The organism is Arthrobacter sp. 2RAF22 (assembly GCF_052115325.1).
Classification (GTDB): Bacteria; Actinomycetota; Actinomycetes; order Actinomycetales; family Micrococcaceae; genus Arthrobacter.
Genome location: NZ_JBFRGL010000007.1, coordinates 58,435 through 73,225 on the forward strand (window position 1 = coordinate 58,435; position 14,791 = coordinate 73,225).

At 64.0% G+C, this 14,791-nt stretch carries 14 protein-coding genes; 7 read left to right on the forward strand and 7 right to left on the reverse strand.

Annotated elements, in window-relative coordinates; all coding sequences use genetic code 11:
- Positions 1 to 115 precede the first annotated feature (115 nt).
- Both AB4068_RS07850 and AB4068_RS07855 read left to right on the forward strand, forming a co-directional pair.
- Positions 116 to 2,326 carry a S9 family peptidase gene (locus tag AB4068_RS07850; RefSeq protein WP_441433094.1) on the forward strand — a complete coding sequence of 737 codons (2,211 nt, stop codon included), beginning with the start codon at positions 116 to 118 and terminating at the stop codon, positions 2,324 to 2,326.
- Positions 2,327 to 2,381: 55 nt separating this feature from the next.
- On the forward strand, positions 2,382 to 4,013 hold the full coding sequence (locus AB4068_RS07855; RefSeq protein ID WP_441433095.1) for a sensor histidine kinase: 1,632 nt from the start codon (positions 2,382 to 2,384) through the stop codon (positions 4,011 to 4,013).
- Between the two features lie 260 nt (positions 4,014 to 4,273).
- On the opposite strand, the gene AB4068_RS07860 is transcribed toward AB4068_RS07855, so the two are convergent.
- The 3 genes from AB4068_RS07860 to AB4068_RS07870 all read right to left on the reverse strand — a co-directional run bounded on the left by AB4068_RS07860 (position 4,274) and on the right by AB4068_RS07870 (position 6,152).
- On the reverse strand, positions 4,274 to 4,447 hold the full coding sequence (locus tag AB4068_RS07860) for a hypothetical protein (RefSeq protein ID WP_172465637.1): 174 nt from the start codon (positions 4,445 to 4,447) through the stop codon (positions 4,274 to 4,276).
- 82 nt (positions 4,448 to 4,529) lie between these two features.
- Positions 4,530 to 5,330: a response regulator transcription factor gene (locus AB4068_RS07865; RefSeq protein ID WP_284990050.1), complete on the reverse strand. Its 801-nt coding sequence runs from the start codon at positions 5,328 to 5,330 to the stop codon at positions 4,530 to 4,532.
- 171 nt (positions 5,331 to 5,501) lie between these two features.
- Positions 5,502 to 6,152 (reverse strand): TetR/AcrR family transcriptional regulator, encoded by a 651-nt coding sequence (locus AB4068_RS07870; RefSeq protein WP_441433096.1) that lies wholly within the window; start codon positions 6,150 to 6,152, stop codon positions 5,502 to 5,504.
- Positions 6,153 to 6,353: 201 nt separating this feature from the next.
- Here AB4068_RS07870 and AB4068_RS07875 point away from each other — a divergent pair, with 201 nt between their 5' ends.
- On the forward strand, positions 6,354 to 7,247 hold the full coding sequence (locus AB4068_RS07875; RefSeq protein WP_441433097.1) for a DMT family transporter: 894 nt from the start codon (positions 6,354 to 6,356) through the stop codon (positions 7,245 to 7,247).
- Positions 7,248 to 7,275: 28 nt separating this feature from the next.
- Here the strand turns inward: AB4068_RS07875 and AB4068_RS07880 are convergent, their stop codons facing one another.
- Positions 7,276 to 7,830, reverse strand: a complete 555-nt coding sequence (locus AB4068_RS07880) for a GNAT family N-acetyltransferase (RefSeq protein ID WP_059389549.1) — start codon at positions 7,828 to 7,830, stop codon at positions 7,276 to 7,278.
- A gap of 130 nt (positions 7,831 to 7,960) precedes the next feature.
- Between AB4068_RS07880 and AB4068_RS07885 the strand changes: the two genes are divergently transcribed.
- The 3 genes from AB4068_RS07885 to AB4068_RS07895 are packed head-to-tail and all read left to right on the forward strand — an operon-like array spanning position 7,961 to position 10,459.
- Positions 7,961 to 8,443, forward strand: a complete 483-nt coding sequence (locus AB4068_RS07885) for a hotdog fold thioesterase (protein ID WP_059389548.1) — start codon at positions 7,961 to 7,963, stop codon at positions 8,441 to 8,443.
- Positions 8,444 to 8,450: 7 nt separating this feature from the next.
- Positions 8,451 to 9,803, forward strand: coding sequence for a phenylacetate--CoA ligase PaaK (gene paaK, locus AB4068_RS07890; protein ID WP_306959145.1), 1,353 nt, complete (start codon positions 8,451 to 8,453; stop codon positions 9,801 to 9,803).
- A gap of 53 nt (positions 9,804 to 9,856) precedes the next feature.
- Positions 9,857 to 10,459, forward strand: coding sequence for a TetR/AcrR family transcriptional regulator (locus AB4068_RS07895; RefSeq protein ID WP_078107744.1), 603 nt, complete (start codon positions 9,857 to 9,859; stop codon positions 10,457 to 10,459).
- A 179-nt stretch (positions 10,460 to 10,638) separates the two neighbouring features.
- Here AB4068_RS07895 and AB4068_RS07900 read toward each other — a convergent pair whose 3' ends face one another.
- Positions 10,639 to 11,046: a VOC family protein gene (locus tag AB4068_RS07900; protein WP_059389546.1), complete on the reverse strand. Its 408-nt coding sequence runs from the start codon at positions 11,044 to 11,046 to the stop codon at positions 10,639 to 10,641.
- A 210-nt stretch (positions 11,047 to 11,256) separates the two neighbouring features.
- Between AB4068_RS07900 and AB4068_RS07905 the strand changes: the two genes are divergently transcribed.
- Entirely contained in the window at positions 11,257 to 11,577 is a 321-nt protein-coding gene (locus tag AB4068_RS07905) for a GYD domain-containing protein (RefSeq protein WP_284753769.1), read from the forward strand.
- 180 nt (positions 11,578 to 11,757) lie between these two features.
- Here the strand turns inward: AB4068_RS07905 and paaZ are convergent, their stop codons facing one another.
- Together paaZ and AB4068_RS07915 are read right to left on the reverse strand one after the other, a co-directional pair.
- Entirely contained in the window at positions 11,758 to 13,860 is a 2,103-nt protein-coding gene (gene paaZ, locus AB4068_RS07910; protein ID WP_441433098.1) for a phenylacetic acid degradation bifunctional protein PaaZ, read from the reverse strand.
- Between the two features lie 146 nt (positions 13,861 to 14,006).
- Positions 14,007 to 14,732 (reverse strand): tyrosine-protein phosphatase, encoded by a 726-nt coding sequence (locus AB4068_RS07915; RefSeq protein WP_441433099.1) that lies wholly within the window; start codon positions 14,730 to 14,732, stop codon positions 14,007 to 14,009.
- Positions 14,733 to 14,791: the final 59 nt, after the last annotated feature.

Here is a 14,791-nt window from a genome sequence, read left to right on the forward strand (position 1 = left end):
CTCCCGGCAACGTGTGGACGGGTCAATATTTCCAAGGAACGGTGGTGTGCTGACGGAACGGCCGCTCTGAGCGAAATCGGTGGTCGCGTGTCGGTGGCCTCTATAGAGTTGCCCCATGAGCCAGCCTGCCACGCCTCCAGTTCCCCCCGTCGCCAAGAAGGTGCCGCACACCCGCGAGCACCACGGCGATGTTTTCGTGGACAACTACGAATGGCTCCGGGACAAGGAATCCTCCGAGGTCATTGAGCACTTGAAGGCTGAAAATGCCTACCAGGAAGCCGTCACCGCACACCAGGAACCGCTGCGGGAGGCGATCTTCCAGGAAATCAAGGGACGCACCCAGGAGACGGACCTCTCGGTCCCCAGCCGCAGGGATGGCTGGTGGTACTACACCCGCTCTGTCGAGGGCAAGGAGTATGGCATCCAGTGCCGCGTCCAGGCCGCGAACTCGGGCAACCCGGTGGCGGACTGGACCCCGCCAGCGGTGGAACCCGGCGTCGAACTCCAAGGCGAAGAAGTCCTGCTGGACGGGAACGCCGAGGCGGAAGGCAAGCCGTTCTTCTCCATTGGCGGTACTGCCGTGACGTTGGATGGCCACCTCTATGCCTACGCCGTGGACAACTCCGGCGAGGAACGCTTCACGCTCCGCATCAAGGACCTGCGCACGGGTGAACTTCTGCCCGACGTCATCGAGAACATCTTCTACGGCGTGGCCTTCTCCCCCGACGGCACCCGGATCTTCTACACCGTGGTTGACGATTCCTGGCGCCCGTACCAAGTAAAGTCGCACGTCCTGGGCACGCCCGTCAGTGAAGACGAGGTCATCTACCAGGAGGACGACGTCGCAATGTGGCTCGGATTCGAGCTCTCCTCCGACCGGAGGTACCTCGTGCTGAGCATCGGCTGCTCGGAATTCAGCGAGACGCGCCTGCTGCGCTTCGACGATTTCGACGCCGGCCTGTCCACCGTGATTTCCCGCGACGAACACATCCTCTACGAGGCCGAGCCGTTCCTCCTCGATGGTGTTGATGGACAAAAAGCTGAGACCATCCTCCTGACCCACAACAAGGGCGCCATCAACTCGATGGTGTCCATCGCGGACCCGGCCGAGTTCGCCAAGCCGCTGTCCGAGCAGAACTGGCGCACCGTCGTCGGGCATTCCGACGCCGTTCGCGTCAACGGAGCGGGCGTCACCTCGACGCATCTGGTGGTGTCGGTACGGCAGGACACGATCGAACGCGTGCAGGTGCTTCCGCTCGCCGGGCTGGGAACCGCCGCGCAAGGCGCCGCCGTGGAGCCCGCCTTCGACGAGGAGCTGTACACGGCCGGCGTGGGTGGAACCGACTATGAAGCGCCGGTGATCCGCATCGGGTACACGTCCTACTTCACGCCGTCGCGCGTGTACGACTTCGTGCTGCCCACCGCCGCGCTGCCGCACGGCGAACTGCTGCTGCGGAAGGAAAGCCCGGTGCTGGGCGGGTACACCGCGTCCGACTACGTGGCCACCCGGGAATGGGCGACGGCGGCGGACGGCACGCGCGTCCCGCTGTCCGTGTTGCGGCACGCCTCCCTTGCGCGGGACTCAAGCGCCGCCGGCCTGGTGTACGGCTATGGCTCGTACGAGGTCAGCATGGATCCCGGCTTCGGCGTGGCCAGGCTGTCCCTCCTCGATCGCGGAATCGTCATGGTGATCGCCCACATCCGCGGCGGCGGCGAGCTCGGCAGGCGCTGGTACGACGACGGCAAGAAGCTCAACAAGAAAAACACCTTCACCGACTTCATCGCGGCAACGGACTGGCTCGCGTCCTCCGGTTGGGTGGCGCCGGAGCGGATCGCGGCCATGGGCGGCTCCGCGGGCGGCCTGCTGATGGGCGCCGTGGCCAACCTCGCGCCGGAAAAGTACGCGGCGATCGTGGCGGCCGTGCCGTTCGTGGACGCGCTCAACACCATCCTGGACCCCGAGCTGCCGCTCTCCGCGCTCGAGTGGGAAGAATGGGGCAACCCCATCACGGATCCCGAGGTGTACGAGTACATGAAGTCCTACACCCCGTACGAGAACATCCGGGCCGTTTCGTACCCGCAGATCGCGGCGGTCACGTCCTTCAACGACACCCGCGTGCTCTACGTTGAACCGGCCAAATGGGTCCAGGTGCTGCGTTCCGAGACCACGGGCACGGCGCCCATCGTCATGAAGATCGAGATGGACGGTGGACACGGCGGAGCATCGGGACGGTACGTGCAGTGGCGCGAGCGCGCGTGGGACTATGCCTTCGTCGCGGACTCCCTTGGCGCCGTCGAACTGCTACCTGGAGCCGGACTCAAGTAACGTTCTCGATAGTAGGCTTCCCGTTGGGGGACGGACCGGACAGTAGGAGCGTAGCTTGACTGACAATGCATCGTTGCCAAACCGGGCCTTGGTGGCCGACCCTGACCCGGCCCGTCTCGCCGAGACGGTTGCAGCGCTCGCCGCGGCAGGGTTCATGGTTCGTTCAGTGCCCGACGCCGGTTCACTTGCGGCCGCGCTGGAAAGCGAACCGTGGGACGTGCTGGTGGTGGACAACGACCTCCGGGAGTTCCTTCCCCGAAACAGCGTTCCGGTTTTGCTCTTGTTGGACCCGGAGGATGAGCTGGATGTCGCTGCCCTGGAAGCCTGGACGATTGCCGATTTTGCCTACAGGAGCCAGCCTCCCGTCATTCGTGCACACAGGGCCTTGGTACTGATAGCCCGCGCCGCCGAACGGACGCGCCGCCGTTCGGAAGCCGAGTCGCTGAGGGAGAGCCTGCGGAAGGTATCCGCGGCGATCCGGTCAACCATTGATCCAGGCCTGATTGCCCGGCACCTGGTCGACGGAATCGGCGAGGCCTTGGGCGCGGAACACGTCTGGTTCACGACGTTCCCGGATACCCGGGTGCCGCAGGTGAGCGCCGAATGGAACGCTCCCGGACTGGTGCCGGGAGTCCTGCCGGGAGAACTCACTGACGAAATCGCCACGTTCGAACTGGCGGAACGGTTGTGGGCAGAAGCGGAAGTGCAGCCGCTGCCCAAACGGGCTCCCTCGGGTGAATCCGGTGGTGCGGGTGATACCGGTGGTGCGGGGGCGCCGTCGGCCTCTGTTGTGGTGCCGGTAGGCGAGGGAGACCTCGTTCTCGGGGTCATCTGGATCGCCCGCCCGGACACGGCGCAGGAATGGACCCGGGCCGAAATAGGCCTGATTCAGCACGTCTCGGGGAACTTGGCGTATGGCCTGATGCAGAGCCACCTGATCGGCGCGCAACAGCAGGTCATGTACAAGCTCCAGGAACTCGACCAGGCCAAGACCGACTTCCTCACCACCGTGAACCACGAACTCCGAACCCCCCTGACGTCCATCACGGCATACCTGGACATGATCCGCGCTGGCGCCGGTGGACCTCTTCCCGCGGGCGTCGAGCGGATGGTCGATGTCATTTCGCGAAATGCCGAGCGGCTCCGACGGCTGATCGAAGACATGCTCACAGTCTCGCACCAGGACACTTCCGGCGACCTCGAACTGAGCCGCGTGAATGTGGGCACCCTGCTCAGGCTTGTTGTCTCGACGTTGCAGCCGCTCGCCGACTCCCGTTCGCTGTCCCTCACTGTGATGCATGCGCCCGGAACCATGACCGTCCAGGCCGACGAGGCCAAGCTCGAGCAAGTCTTCGCCAACATCATCAGCAACGCGATCAAGTTCACGCCCAACGGCGGCCACGTCGCGGTCAGCAGCGGGGTCACCTCGGACCCGGGGACGGTACCCAGCGTGGTGGTGCGCGTGGAGGACACCGGCGTCGGGATCCCCGAAACCGAGATCGAGCAGGTGTTCACACGGTTCTTCCGCGCTTCAAACGCCTCCACTGCGGCCATCCCCGGGAGCGGGCTTGGCCTGGCGATTGCCCACGACATTGTGGAACGCCATTCCGGCCGGCTCGACGTCGAGTCCGCCCTGGGCGTAGGAACCACGGTTTCAGTCCGGCTCCCGCTGGATACGGAGAGCTAAGGGGCGGCGTCTCTGGGCGGGGCTTGTACCGTCCTGACCTTCTTTGAATTGGGAAAGCGCTTACGACACGGCAAGTCGCGTCATTCCAGGGCTCAACCGCGTCAAACAGGGTCAGGAACGGCAGCTCCCGGCGTCGGACAAATAAAACACCGCCCCTGGGCGGTGGCCCGGGGCGGTGCGTGGAGCTTCTTCTTGCCCGTCTACCCAAGTAGCTAGCAGTAGATGCCGTTATGAGGCGCCAAAACGGCAGCTAGTGCGAGTCAGTTGGGCCACCAACCGATCTGAGCGTAGTTCACAACAGTGCCGGTGGTAACCGTCGTTACTGTTGTGCCGGTGGTGTCGTGCGTGGTCTTCGGTGCGGCATTGGCAGGGGTGACAAATCCGCCAATAGCCAGCAGGCCCGTCATGAGCAGTGTTGCGGCGAATTTTTTCATGCGATGCTCCTTTGAGCCGTGAAAATCCGAAGTTGACTTTCCCAGCGTAAAGAGCGTTGTTAAAGGTTCGCTTAAGATTGGGTCAGTTTTCCGATGTCTTTGCGGCTAGGCGGTAACCAACGCCACGCACGGTTTCCACCCACCGCGGCGACTGCGCCGAGTCGCCGAGCTTCCGCCGCAGATTGGCGATGTGCACCTGGATCGCGCGCTCTTCGGATTCGCTGACAAAGCCTCCGGTTTCGTACTCCCTGGCATGGAGCCAGCGGGCAAGCCCCGTGGTGCTTCGCACAACGCGCCCGGCCTCCATGAGGGCCTGAAGAAGGTCGAACTCGGTGCGGGTCAATTGCACCTCTTCGGTTCCCACCCGGGTGGTCCGCGTGGCTACGTCCAGGAAAAGGCCATTGTGTTCCAGTCCCGATGGCTCAGCCGCCGGCAGCGCAGGTGTGGGTCCGGTTGGCGAGTTCGACGCCGGGGCCGGCGGCAGCTCCGCCGTCGGGCTCCCTCCGGAGCTGCTCAAAAGCTTGCTGCCACGCGGCCGCCGAAGGAGCGTCTCAACCCGGGCCAGGAGTTCGCGCGGCCGGAAGGGCTTGGTGACGAAGTCGTCGGCGCCGATGGCCAGCCCTTGCAGGGTGTCCACTTCACGTGCCCGGGCGGTGAGCATGATGATGTAGGCGTCACTGAACTCGCGGACGCGGCGGGTGACCTCGATCCCGTCAATGTCGGGCAGGCCAAGGTCCAAGGTGATCACGTCGGGGTTGTGAAGGCGGACCGCATCCACGCCGTCGACGCCGTTTCCGGCCGCGTAAACCTCCAGGCCCGATGCCTCGAGGACGGCATGGACTACCTCACGGATGTCATCGTCATCCTCGATTACTACAGCCACGCCCGATGCGCCCACTTCAAGATCCCCATCTCTCTTATGCTCAGCCCACCTTAACACCAGCGGTACCTGCTATTCTCGCGCATGTCGGCGTAAGTCCGCTTTACGCGCGCGCCCGCGGCCGTGCCGGCGTCGCGGCGGGGCTATTTCCGGCACTCTTCCTGGTCGCACTGCTCACCTGATCTGGAGCTCTCGCCTCACGAACGCGATAAGCAGGTTCCGCGATGTTTCCACCGGAAGGGACGAACCCCGCGCATAGCACTGGACGGCGAGGCCATCCACCATGGCTGCAGTCTCGATGGCGAAACCTTGGGGATCGTCACAGACGAAGGATCCCTCGCTGACGCCGCGCTCGGTGATCTCGCGCAAGGCGCTGCGCCAGCCGTCGTAGTGTTCGCCCATCCAGCGTCCGTAGGCTTCGTCCCTGGCCGCAGCGGACCAGAAATCGAACCAGATCAGCCAGTGCCGGCGGGAACTCGCATCCGAGCCGAACATCCCCTCGAGGAAAAACAGCAGTTCCCTAGTAGGGTCGCCGGACCCTCTGGCGCTCTCCTGCAGGGGAACGTAGAAGTCTGCGGTCTCCGCCTTGACTACTTCCATCAGGACTTCGTCGAGACTCTTGAAATGGTAGGTGATGGTCCCGGGTGACACTCCGCAGGCTTTTGAAATGTCGCGGATCAGGACATTGAACAGTCCTTTGTCCGCGATCAGGTCCCGCGCGGCGTCAACCACCAGCTGGCGCCGCACTTCAGTAGGGTGCCGCTGCCGTTCGCCGGCAGTCTTGGCGCGGGGCCGCTCTTCGTGGTCCTTGGTGGTCGCCGTCATGTCGCTCGTCCCCGTTTCCCCTGCTCAGGCCGATGTCCGACTGATGCGCTTCTCAAAGGTCTCTTCAAAGAATAGTTGCTCTTTATTTCTTCCGCGAACGATCTAATTCATGTACTGTACGAATAAATCGTCCGGGAGAGCAATAGTTCCCTGAATAACCGCCCTGTAGCAAAGGGCCATTTCACCGGGAAGGCCCCAATTGTGACCGGATGGTACCGAAGACCAGATGTGCTGATGGTGCTGTCTTCCGCGCCCACATACGTGGCTACCCGAGAGGCCCTGAAAGTGATGGACCCCCAGGACCTGACGCCGCTGCGCTACTTGGGTGCCGCCGTCGTGCTTGGCTTGGTGCTGCTGATCCGGCGGCAGCGGCTTACGCTGCGGGGTGGTGACATTCCGAGGATGCTTGTCGCGGGATTACTGGGGTATGCGGGCTTCGGCCTGCTCCTGAACCTCGGGCAGACGACCGTTCCGGCCGGAACAGCGAGTCTCCTGCTGAATATCTCGCCCGTCTTCGCGTTCGTCCTCGGTCATCTGATGTTGCGGGAGAGAACGTCAGGCCTGGGCTACTGCGGGATGCTGCTTGCCGTAGGAGGCGTCGTAGCCATTACGCTGGGCGATTCCGCGGCCGTCGGCTTCAACGGCGATGCCTTGTACATCGTGGCAGCCGCACTTCTCCTGTCGGCATTCCTCATCGTCCAGCAGCCCCTGCTGGCACGCGTCCCTCCGCTCGAAGTGGTCTTCTGGGGATCCCTCATCGGCGGAGTGGCGACCGTGCCGACCGCCCGGTTCGCAGCGACGCCGTCCGAGTTCACGTGGAACGCTTGGCTGGCATTGGCCGTGCTCGTGGTGATTTGCACCGTGGTGGGCTACGGTTTCTGGAACGTTTCGCTCTCGCGGACCAGCGTGGCAGAGGGCGGTTCTCTCCTGTACGTCGTGCCGGTGCTGTCCCTGCTGCTCGGGTGGATTTTGCTCGGCGAAGTCCCGGGTGTCGCCTCGCTCCTCGGCGGCGCGGCCGCATTGGCCGGCGTCATCTTGCTCTCCCGGGCAACCGCATCCATCGCACCCGAGAAAGAACTGGAGCCCGCACCATGACCGTCCCCCAAGCAGCTCGCAGTGGATGCTATTTCCGCGCGCGCCACTCCGAGTCAAGCATCGCGTAGATGACTTCGGTGGACCATTGGCCCTTGTAATGCCAGTTGTCCACGAGCTCGGCTTCGCGGCGCATCCCAAGCCGTTCGCACAATCCCGACGACGAGGTGTTCAGGGCATCCAGCTTGGCCTCGATCCGGTGGAACATGAGGGTTTCAAAACCCAGGCGGAGCACGGCTTCGGCCGCTTCTGCGGCGTAGCCCTGGCCTCGGCTTTCCGGCGCCAAGATCCAGCCGATTTCGGCCTGCCCCGTGCCCGGCAGCCACTTGAGCACCACTTCGCCAAGCAAGCCCGGCGTGTCCGCGCGCTCTATGGCGAGGCACACCCAGTCGCCCTCTTGTTCGAAAGAGAAGTTGGCGTAGCGGCCCAACGCTTCCATGGACTGCGTGAGGGTCAATTCCTGCCGGAGCAGGAAGCGCGCCGTCTCGGGCAGAGACTGGTAGGCGTGAAATCGCTCCAGGTCAGTGGCCTCGAACCTGCGAAGCACGAGCCTCGGAGTCCGGATGGGCAGTTCGATGAGCGGCATGACTCGAGGCTACTACGTTGGGGTTTTTGGGGGTCTGGATCCGTCCCGCCGAGCGATCTCCTCTTGACAGTTCAAGCAAACTGGGATTACCTAATGAACATTCGGTAAATAAAGCTGGAGGCAATGACGCATGGTTGAGACCACCCTTTCTGGCGCAGCGCAGCACCAGATTCTCAAGAACGACTACGCCTCCGAGTGGATGGGCCTGGAGGTACTCAAGGTCGACGACGGCCACGCCACCGTCCGCATGAAGCTCCGGCAGGAAATGCTCAACGGCTTCGGAATGGCCCACGGCGGAATGATCTTCGCCTTCGCCGATTCAGCTTTTGCACTGGCATGCAACCCGGCCAACCCCTCGCCGTCGGAAGCCGACACCATAACTGTCGCCGCCGGCGTCGACATCAACTTCCTCAAGCCGGCCTATCAAGGCCAGGTGATCACCGCCGTCGCGAACCGTCGCGCCAACAACGGCCGCAGCGGCCTGTACGACATCCAAATCTTCGCGGCCGACGCAAGCGAACCTTCCGCCGTCGGGTCGCCCGAAGAACCGGGCAGCTACGGCGAGCTCATCGCCGAGTTCCGTGGCCGCAGCCGCACCATCTCCAAGAAGTAGGAAGACCATGACACAGAACACCGTCGCCGCTCCCGACGCACCGCTTAACACTGCACAGCTAGATCGCGAAGAAACCATCTCCCGCGACGAGCTCGAGGCCTTGCAGCTGAGCCGCCTCCAGCACACCGTGGCCTACGCCTACGATCGCGTGCCGCTGTACAAGCGCAAGTTCGACGACGCCGGCGTCCACCCTTCCGATCTCCGCGAACTGTCCGATCTCGGCAAGTTCCCGTACACCACCAAGGAAGACCTCCGCCAGGAATACCCCTTCGGCATGTTCGCCGTGCCGCAAGACGAAGTAGCCCGCATCCACGCGAGCTCCGGAACCACTGGCCGGCCAACCGTCGTCGGGTACACCAAGAACGACCTCGCCAACTGGGCCACGCTGGTGGCCCGCTCGCTCCGCGCTTCCGGCGTCCGGCCGGGCATGAAGGTCCACAACGCCTACGGCTACGGCCTGTTCACCGGCGGTTTGGGCGCCCACGCCGGTGCCGAAGCGCTCGGCTGCACCGTCATCCCGATGTCCGGCGGCCAGACCGAACGCCAGATCCAGCTGATCCAGGACTTCAAGCCGGACGCGATCCTGGCGACCCCGACCTACCTGCTCACAATCGCCGACGCGATGGCGCACATGGGTGTGGATCCGGCGTCGACCTCGCTCAAGTACGCCGTGCTCGGAGCCGAACCGTGGACCGAGGAAATGCGGCACGAGCTCGAAACCACTATGAACATCAAGGCCTGCGACATCTACGGGCTCTCGGAAGTCATGGGCCCGGGCGTCGCCGGTGAGGCCGTGGAGACCCAGGACGGTTGCCACATCTGGGAAGACCACTTCCGCCCCGAAATCATCGATCCGTTCGATCCCTCCCGCGGGGAAAGTGCCGTGCTGGCCGACGGCGAGCCGGGCGAACTCGTCTTCACTTCGCTCACCAAGGAAGCGCTGCCGATCATCCGGTACCGCACCAAGGACCTCACCCGTCTGCTGCCCGGCACCGCCCGCCCCGCGCACCGCCGCATGGGCCGCATCACCGGACGCAGCGACGACATGATCATCCTGCGCGGCGTGAACCTCTTCCCTTCACAAATCGAGGAAATCGCGCTCCGCATCCCCGAGCTCAGCCCGCACTTCCAACTCGAGCTCACCCGCCCCGAAGGCAAGCGCATGGATTCGCTGACGGTCAAGATTGAGCGCCGCGAGAACGTTTCGGTCGAGGCGGGCACGACGGCGGCACACGCCCTGCGCGAACAGATCAAGATCCACGTGGGTTCTTCGTGCGTGGTGGACGTCGTGGAGCCGGGTTCGCTTGAGCGCTCCAACGGCAAGCTGCGCCGCGTCTACGACATGCGACCCAAGAGGTAACGTGGCCGGGCGCATGCGCGAATCAACCGACCGTTCATGAGAAAATGGCCAGCATGCCTAGTGAAACAGTAACCAAGCGGGGACGCCCCGGATACGACCAGCAATCAGTGCTGCTCATCGCCGTCGACGTCTTCAACCGGCACGGTTACGACGCCACATCCATGGGCATTCTGGCCGAAAACCTGGGCATCTCAAAATCGGCCATCTACCACCACGTGCCGTCCAAGGGCGACCTCCTGAAGCTCGCCCTCGAGCACGCGCTGGGTGGGCTCGAGGCCATCCTGGAACAGCCCGAGGCTGTTACCGGGGCGGCCGATGCACGCCTTGAGTTCGTCCTGCGGCAGACCATCGCCGTGCTGGTGGACCGGCTGCCGTTCGTCACGCTGCTCCTGCGTCTCCGCGGCAACACCGACATTGAGCGCGATGCCCTGGAACGGCGTCGTGCCTTCGACCACAAGGTGGCCGCGTTGATCTCGGCCGCCCGCGAAGAAGGCACGCTGCGCCAGGACATCGACCCCCGCACCGTGACCCGGCTCCTGTTCGGGACCATCAACTCGATCGTGGAGTGGTACAAACCGGGCGGCTCGCTCTCCCCGCAGCGCCTGGCCGACGACGTCATCACCATGGCGTTCGACGGCCTCCACGCCTCGGCGTAGGTCGCCCCTGGCTTCCCCCTGCCCCCTCAGACGCTCGCTCACATATACGGCACTTTCAACCGACGCCCGCTCACATATACGGCACTTTCGACCGACGCTCGCTCACATATATCCCCAATTGGCAGAACGCCCGCTCACTAAAAAGTGAGCGGGCGTTCTGCGTGGTGCTGTGATGCTTTTCAGAGCTGGTATTCGGCCTGGATACCCAGGCTTTCATGGACGCAAAGGACGTTGTTTTCCGTGTCCATGAACCAGGCGCAACGGTCGGCGTCGGTGGTACAAATGTGGTGTTCTGTCTTGAGATCCGGGAGATCGTAATCCCGGAATTCGACGCCGTTCGCCTCCATTTCGTCGACTGTCCGCTCGATGTCGCTGACTTCAAAGGAAAGGGCAGTGTGCGACGAGTGCATGCCGTCCTTGATGGGCATCAACTGCAGCATGGGACCGCCGTCGATGCCGAACAAATCATTTCCATCCCAGGTCATGCCGCGATGAGGGAGGCCGAGTTTCTCCGCGTAGAAGCTGCGGGCTCGGTCCACGTCGTCGACGGGCAAGACGGTTGTGGCTGTTCTGAGTGCTAGGTTCATTTCGCCACCTCCTACGCAAAAAATCTTACGCCGAGCGGGATCGGAAAGACCTTGTGGCCGCGCGTCCGCCTAGACCGTTGTCAGGGCGACAGCCTCGGCCTACTATGTGCACAGCCCCCTCGCAGGGGAACAACTCCGGGACCTTCCCTCAACGGGTGATGGGAGCACCTTAGGAGGCCCGAGTCCTGGACATCACGGGACGGGAAGACAATGACCAAATATCTATTCGAAGCAAACTACGTAGGCGACGGAATCAAGGGGCTGTTGCGCGAGGGTGGCACCAAGCGCCGCGATGCTGTGGTCGATGCACTCAAATCCGTAGACGGATCGCTCGAGAGTTTCTACTACGCTTTCGGGGAGACCGACGTCGTCGGAGTCTTCGAGATCCCGGACGCGGCTAGCGCCGCCGCCCTCTCACTCATGATCAATGCGACAGGCGCTGTGCGCCTGCATTTGAAGCCGCTCATGACGGTGGAGGATCTCGACGAAGCTGCCAAGAAGACCCCGACATACCGCGCCCCCGGGCAATAAAACGAACATCGGTCCGGAACGCTCCCCAGTGATGGGGAGCGTTCCGTATGCAGTACACAAGTGAGCGGGCGTCCAGCCAAACCCCCACATACGTGAGCGAGCGTCCGGCCAAACACCCACACGAGTGAGCGGGCGTCCGGCCAAACACCCACATACGTGAGCGAGCGTCGGTAGGGGAGGCTACTTCTCCACGAGGGTCAGGACGTCGTAGGTGGCTACGATTTCGTCGTTCTGGTTGGTCAGGACGGCGTCCCAGGCTACTTCGCCGTAGTCGTCGGTCTCGCGCGGAGTGATCTTCTTGGCCGTAAGCGTGACCCGGATCGAATCCCCGGCGGCAACGGGAGTGATGAAGCGCAGGTTCTCCAGCCCGTAGTTGGCCAGGACGGGGCCCGGTGCCGGCTCCACGAACAGGCCGGCGGCCCAGCTGAGCAGCAGGTACCCGTGCGCCACGATTCCCGGGAAGAACGGATTGGCTTCGGCTGCTTTCTGGTTGGTGTGGGCGTAGAAGGTGTCGCCGGTGGAGTTGGCGAAGGCCGTGATGTCGTCCAGGGTGACCTGCCGCAGTTCGGACCGCACGGCGTCGCCGATCCGCAGGGTTGCCAGCGACTTCCGGAACGGGTGCGTACCTTCGGTCTCCACTGTGAAGTTGCGGTCCGCGCCCGTGTGCCAGACGCCGGTCACGGCAGTGAGCATGTTCGGCGAGCCCTGGATCGCGGTGCGCTGCATGTGGTGCATGACGGAACGGATACCACCGAGTTCCTCGCCACCACCGGCGCGGCCCGGCCCACCGTGGACCAGGTGCGGCACAGGCGAACCATGCCCGGTTGACGAGCGGGCGTCCTCGCGGTTGAGCATCAGGACACGGCCGTGGTGTGCCGCGATTCCCGTCACCAATTCCCGGGCAACAGCAGGATCGTTGGTGCACACGGAGGCCACCAGCGAGCCGCCACCGCGGGCGGCGAGGCGGACGGCGTCGTCGAGGTCCGAATAGCCGATCACGGACGACACCGGACCGAAAGCCTCGAGCGAGTGGACGGCTTCCGAGTCCACGTCGGCCCAGCTCAGGACAACGGGCGACATGAACGCGCCGCCCTCCACGACGCCGATGGTGCCGTCCAGCGAGGTGACCGACGGCGAATCCAGCGTCCCGTACGCGAGCTCGCCACCGGCGTCGAGCATTGACTGCACTGCCGCGCGGACGTCGGCGAGCTGCTCGAGCGACGCGAGGGCGCCCATCGTGACGCCCTCTGCCCTGGGGTCGCCGACGACGACGCGCTCGTCCACGCGCGCGCCGATGGCGGAGACGACGTCGGACACCAGCGCCTGGGGCACGATGGTGCGGCGGATCGAGGTGCACTTCTGACCGGCCTTGACCGTCATTTCGGTGACGACCGACTTGATGAAGGCGTCGAACTCGGGGGTGCCGGGCACGGCGTCGGGTCCGAGGATGGCCGCGTTGAGGGAGTCGGTTTCGGAGGTGAAGCGGACGCCGCCCTGGACCACGTTGGCGTGGGACTTGAGCGAGTTGGCGGTGGAGGCGGAACCGGTGAAGGCGAGAATGTCGCGGTAGTCGAGGTGGTCCAGCAGGTTGCGGGCGGATCCCGAGATGAGCTGCAGCGAGCCTTCCGGCAGAATGCCCGACTCGACGATCGCCTTGACCACGACGGCGGCAACGTAACCGGTGGGGGTGGCTGGCTTGACGATGGTGGGGACGCCAGCGATGAATGCAGGCGCGAACTTCTCGAGCATGCCCCACACGGGGAAGTTGAAGGCGTTGATCTGCGCCGCGACGCCCGGGATGCGGGTGTAGATGTGCTCGCCGGCGAAGGAACCGTCCCTGGACAGGACTTCCATGGGGCCGTCCACTACAACCTGCGAGTTCGGCAGTTCGCGGCGGCCCTTGGAACCAAAGGTGAAGAGCACGCCGATGCCGCCGTCGATGTCCACCATCGAGTCGATCTTGGTGGCGCCGGTCTTGAAGGACGAGGTGTAGAACTCTTCGCGGCGGCCGTTCAGGTACTGGGCGAGTTCCTTGAGCTTGAGGGCGCGCTGGTGGAAGGTGAGCTTGCCGAGCTCGCGCTGGCCCACCGTGCGCCCGTAGTTCACGACGCCGGCAAGGTCCAGTCCGTCGGTGTTGACCGTTGCGAGGATCTCGCCTGTGCTGGCGTCGCGGACGGGGACGCCAGCTGAGGCTTCTGCGCTGGGGGTCCACCACTCGCCCTGGACGAAACTGGGCACGGTTTCAACGGTTGTGGCTTCCGGAGCGACTGCGGTACTGGTCATCGTCGACGGGTCCTTCCAAGGCACGGGCACGAAATGGACTGAACGGCCGCAAATTACTGACCGGCCGTTCGGTAATACAACCCAGAATACATGAGAGGCCCGATCTGCACACTAGATGCCCGCCGGGACGCTGCTTCTACCGCGTACTACCGCGCCGGAGCGTTGAGTTTCGCTCGGATGGCGGAAATTTCTGCCTTAGAGACGCCGTTCGCTCTCAGGAAGGTAGCTGTGTCCAAGGAATGCGCGAATTCCAACAGGCTCACGCTGCGCGATGCCAGCAAGGCCTCGAGTGCGTCTTCCTCGAGAAAGGGATCATGGGCGTGCGGGGCGCGATGGTGGCGGTGGCGCTCGTTGATTCCGCGCATTCCCTGCTGGTAACCCCGCACGATTTCCTCGTCGCCGGCTCCGGACAGGTTCTGCAGCATCACGGCGATGATCCCGCTACGGTCACGCCCGGCAGCGCAATGCACTACAACACCGCCGGGTGCCGCGGCGATGGCTTTGAAAACAGCGGCGAGTTTGTCCGGGAAGAGCCGCACATAGTCGGCGTAGTGGGCAGGGTCTTTCAGGTACGGGCCAAAGCGCTCGGTGAACTCCTTGTCCTCCGGATCTTCGGTGGGGCAATGGACGATCTCGAAGCGAGCAGTCGCATCCGCCGAAACCTCGGGATCAACCTCCCTGGGCTGCTGCTCGCGAAGGGTCCGCAGATCGATCACGGTGCGGATGCCGGCGTCGTACATTTGCTGCCACCCGAGATCGGTGAGCCATTCCCGCCGGCCCATCCGGTACAAGCCTCCGGCGATGTGCCAGGCGTTCACCGCACCGTCCCAATGGACGCCCCGCTGCTTGGCTGCGGTTGAGATCCCATCCATACCGGACAGCTAACCACACGCCGGATAGGTGAGCGAGGGTTTGGAGGAAAGGCGCTATA

Excerpts from the sequence above, each read along its gene's own strand:
- AB4068_RS07850 (WP_441433094.1), top strand. The coding sequence starts at position 116 with ATGAGCCAGCCTGCCACGCCTCCAGTTCCCCCCGTCGCCAAGAAGGTG.
- AB4068_RS07860 (WP_172465637.1), bottom strand. The coding sequence starts at position 4,447 with ATGAAAAAATTCGCCGCAACACTGCTCATGACGGGCCTGCTGGCTATT.
- AB4068_RS07870 (WP_441433096.1), bottom strand. The coding sequence starts at position 6,152 with ATGACGGCGACCACCAAGGACCACGAAGAGCGGCCCCGCGCCAAGACT.
- AB4068_RS07880 (WP_059389549.1), bottom strand. The coding sequence starts at position 7,830 with ATGCCGCTCATCGAACTGCCCATCCGGACTCCGAGGCTCGTGCTTCGC.
- AB4068_RS07885 (WP_059389548.1), top strand. The coding sequence starts at position 7,961 with ATGGTTGAGACCACCCTTTCTGGCGCAGCGCAGCACCAGATTCTCAAG.
- paaK (WP_306959145.1), top strand. The coding sequence starts at position 8,451 with ATGACACAGAACACCGTCGCCGCTCCCGACGCACCGCTTAACACTGCA.
- AB4068_RS07895 (WP_078107744.1), top strand. The coding sequence starts at position 9,857 with ATGCCTAGTGAAACAGTAACCAAGCGGGGACGCCCCGGATACGACCAG.
- AB4068_RS07900 (WP_059389546.1), bottom strand. The coding sequence starts at position 11,046 with ATGAACCTAGCACTCAGAACAGCCACAACCGTCTTGCCCGTCGACGAC.
- AB4068_RS07905 (WP_284753769.1), top strand. The coding sequence starts at position 11,257 with ATGACCAAATATCTATTCGAAGCAAACTACGTAGGCGACGGAATCAAG.
- paaZ (WP_441433098.1), bottom strand. The coding sequence starts at position 13,860 with ATGACCAGTACCGCAGTCGCTCCGGAAGCCACAACCGTTGAAACCGTG.
- AB4068_RS07915 (WP_441433099.1), bottom strand. The coding sequence starts at position 14,732 with ATGGATGGGATCTCAACCGCAGCCAAGCAGCGGGGCGTCCATTGGGAC.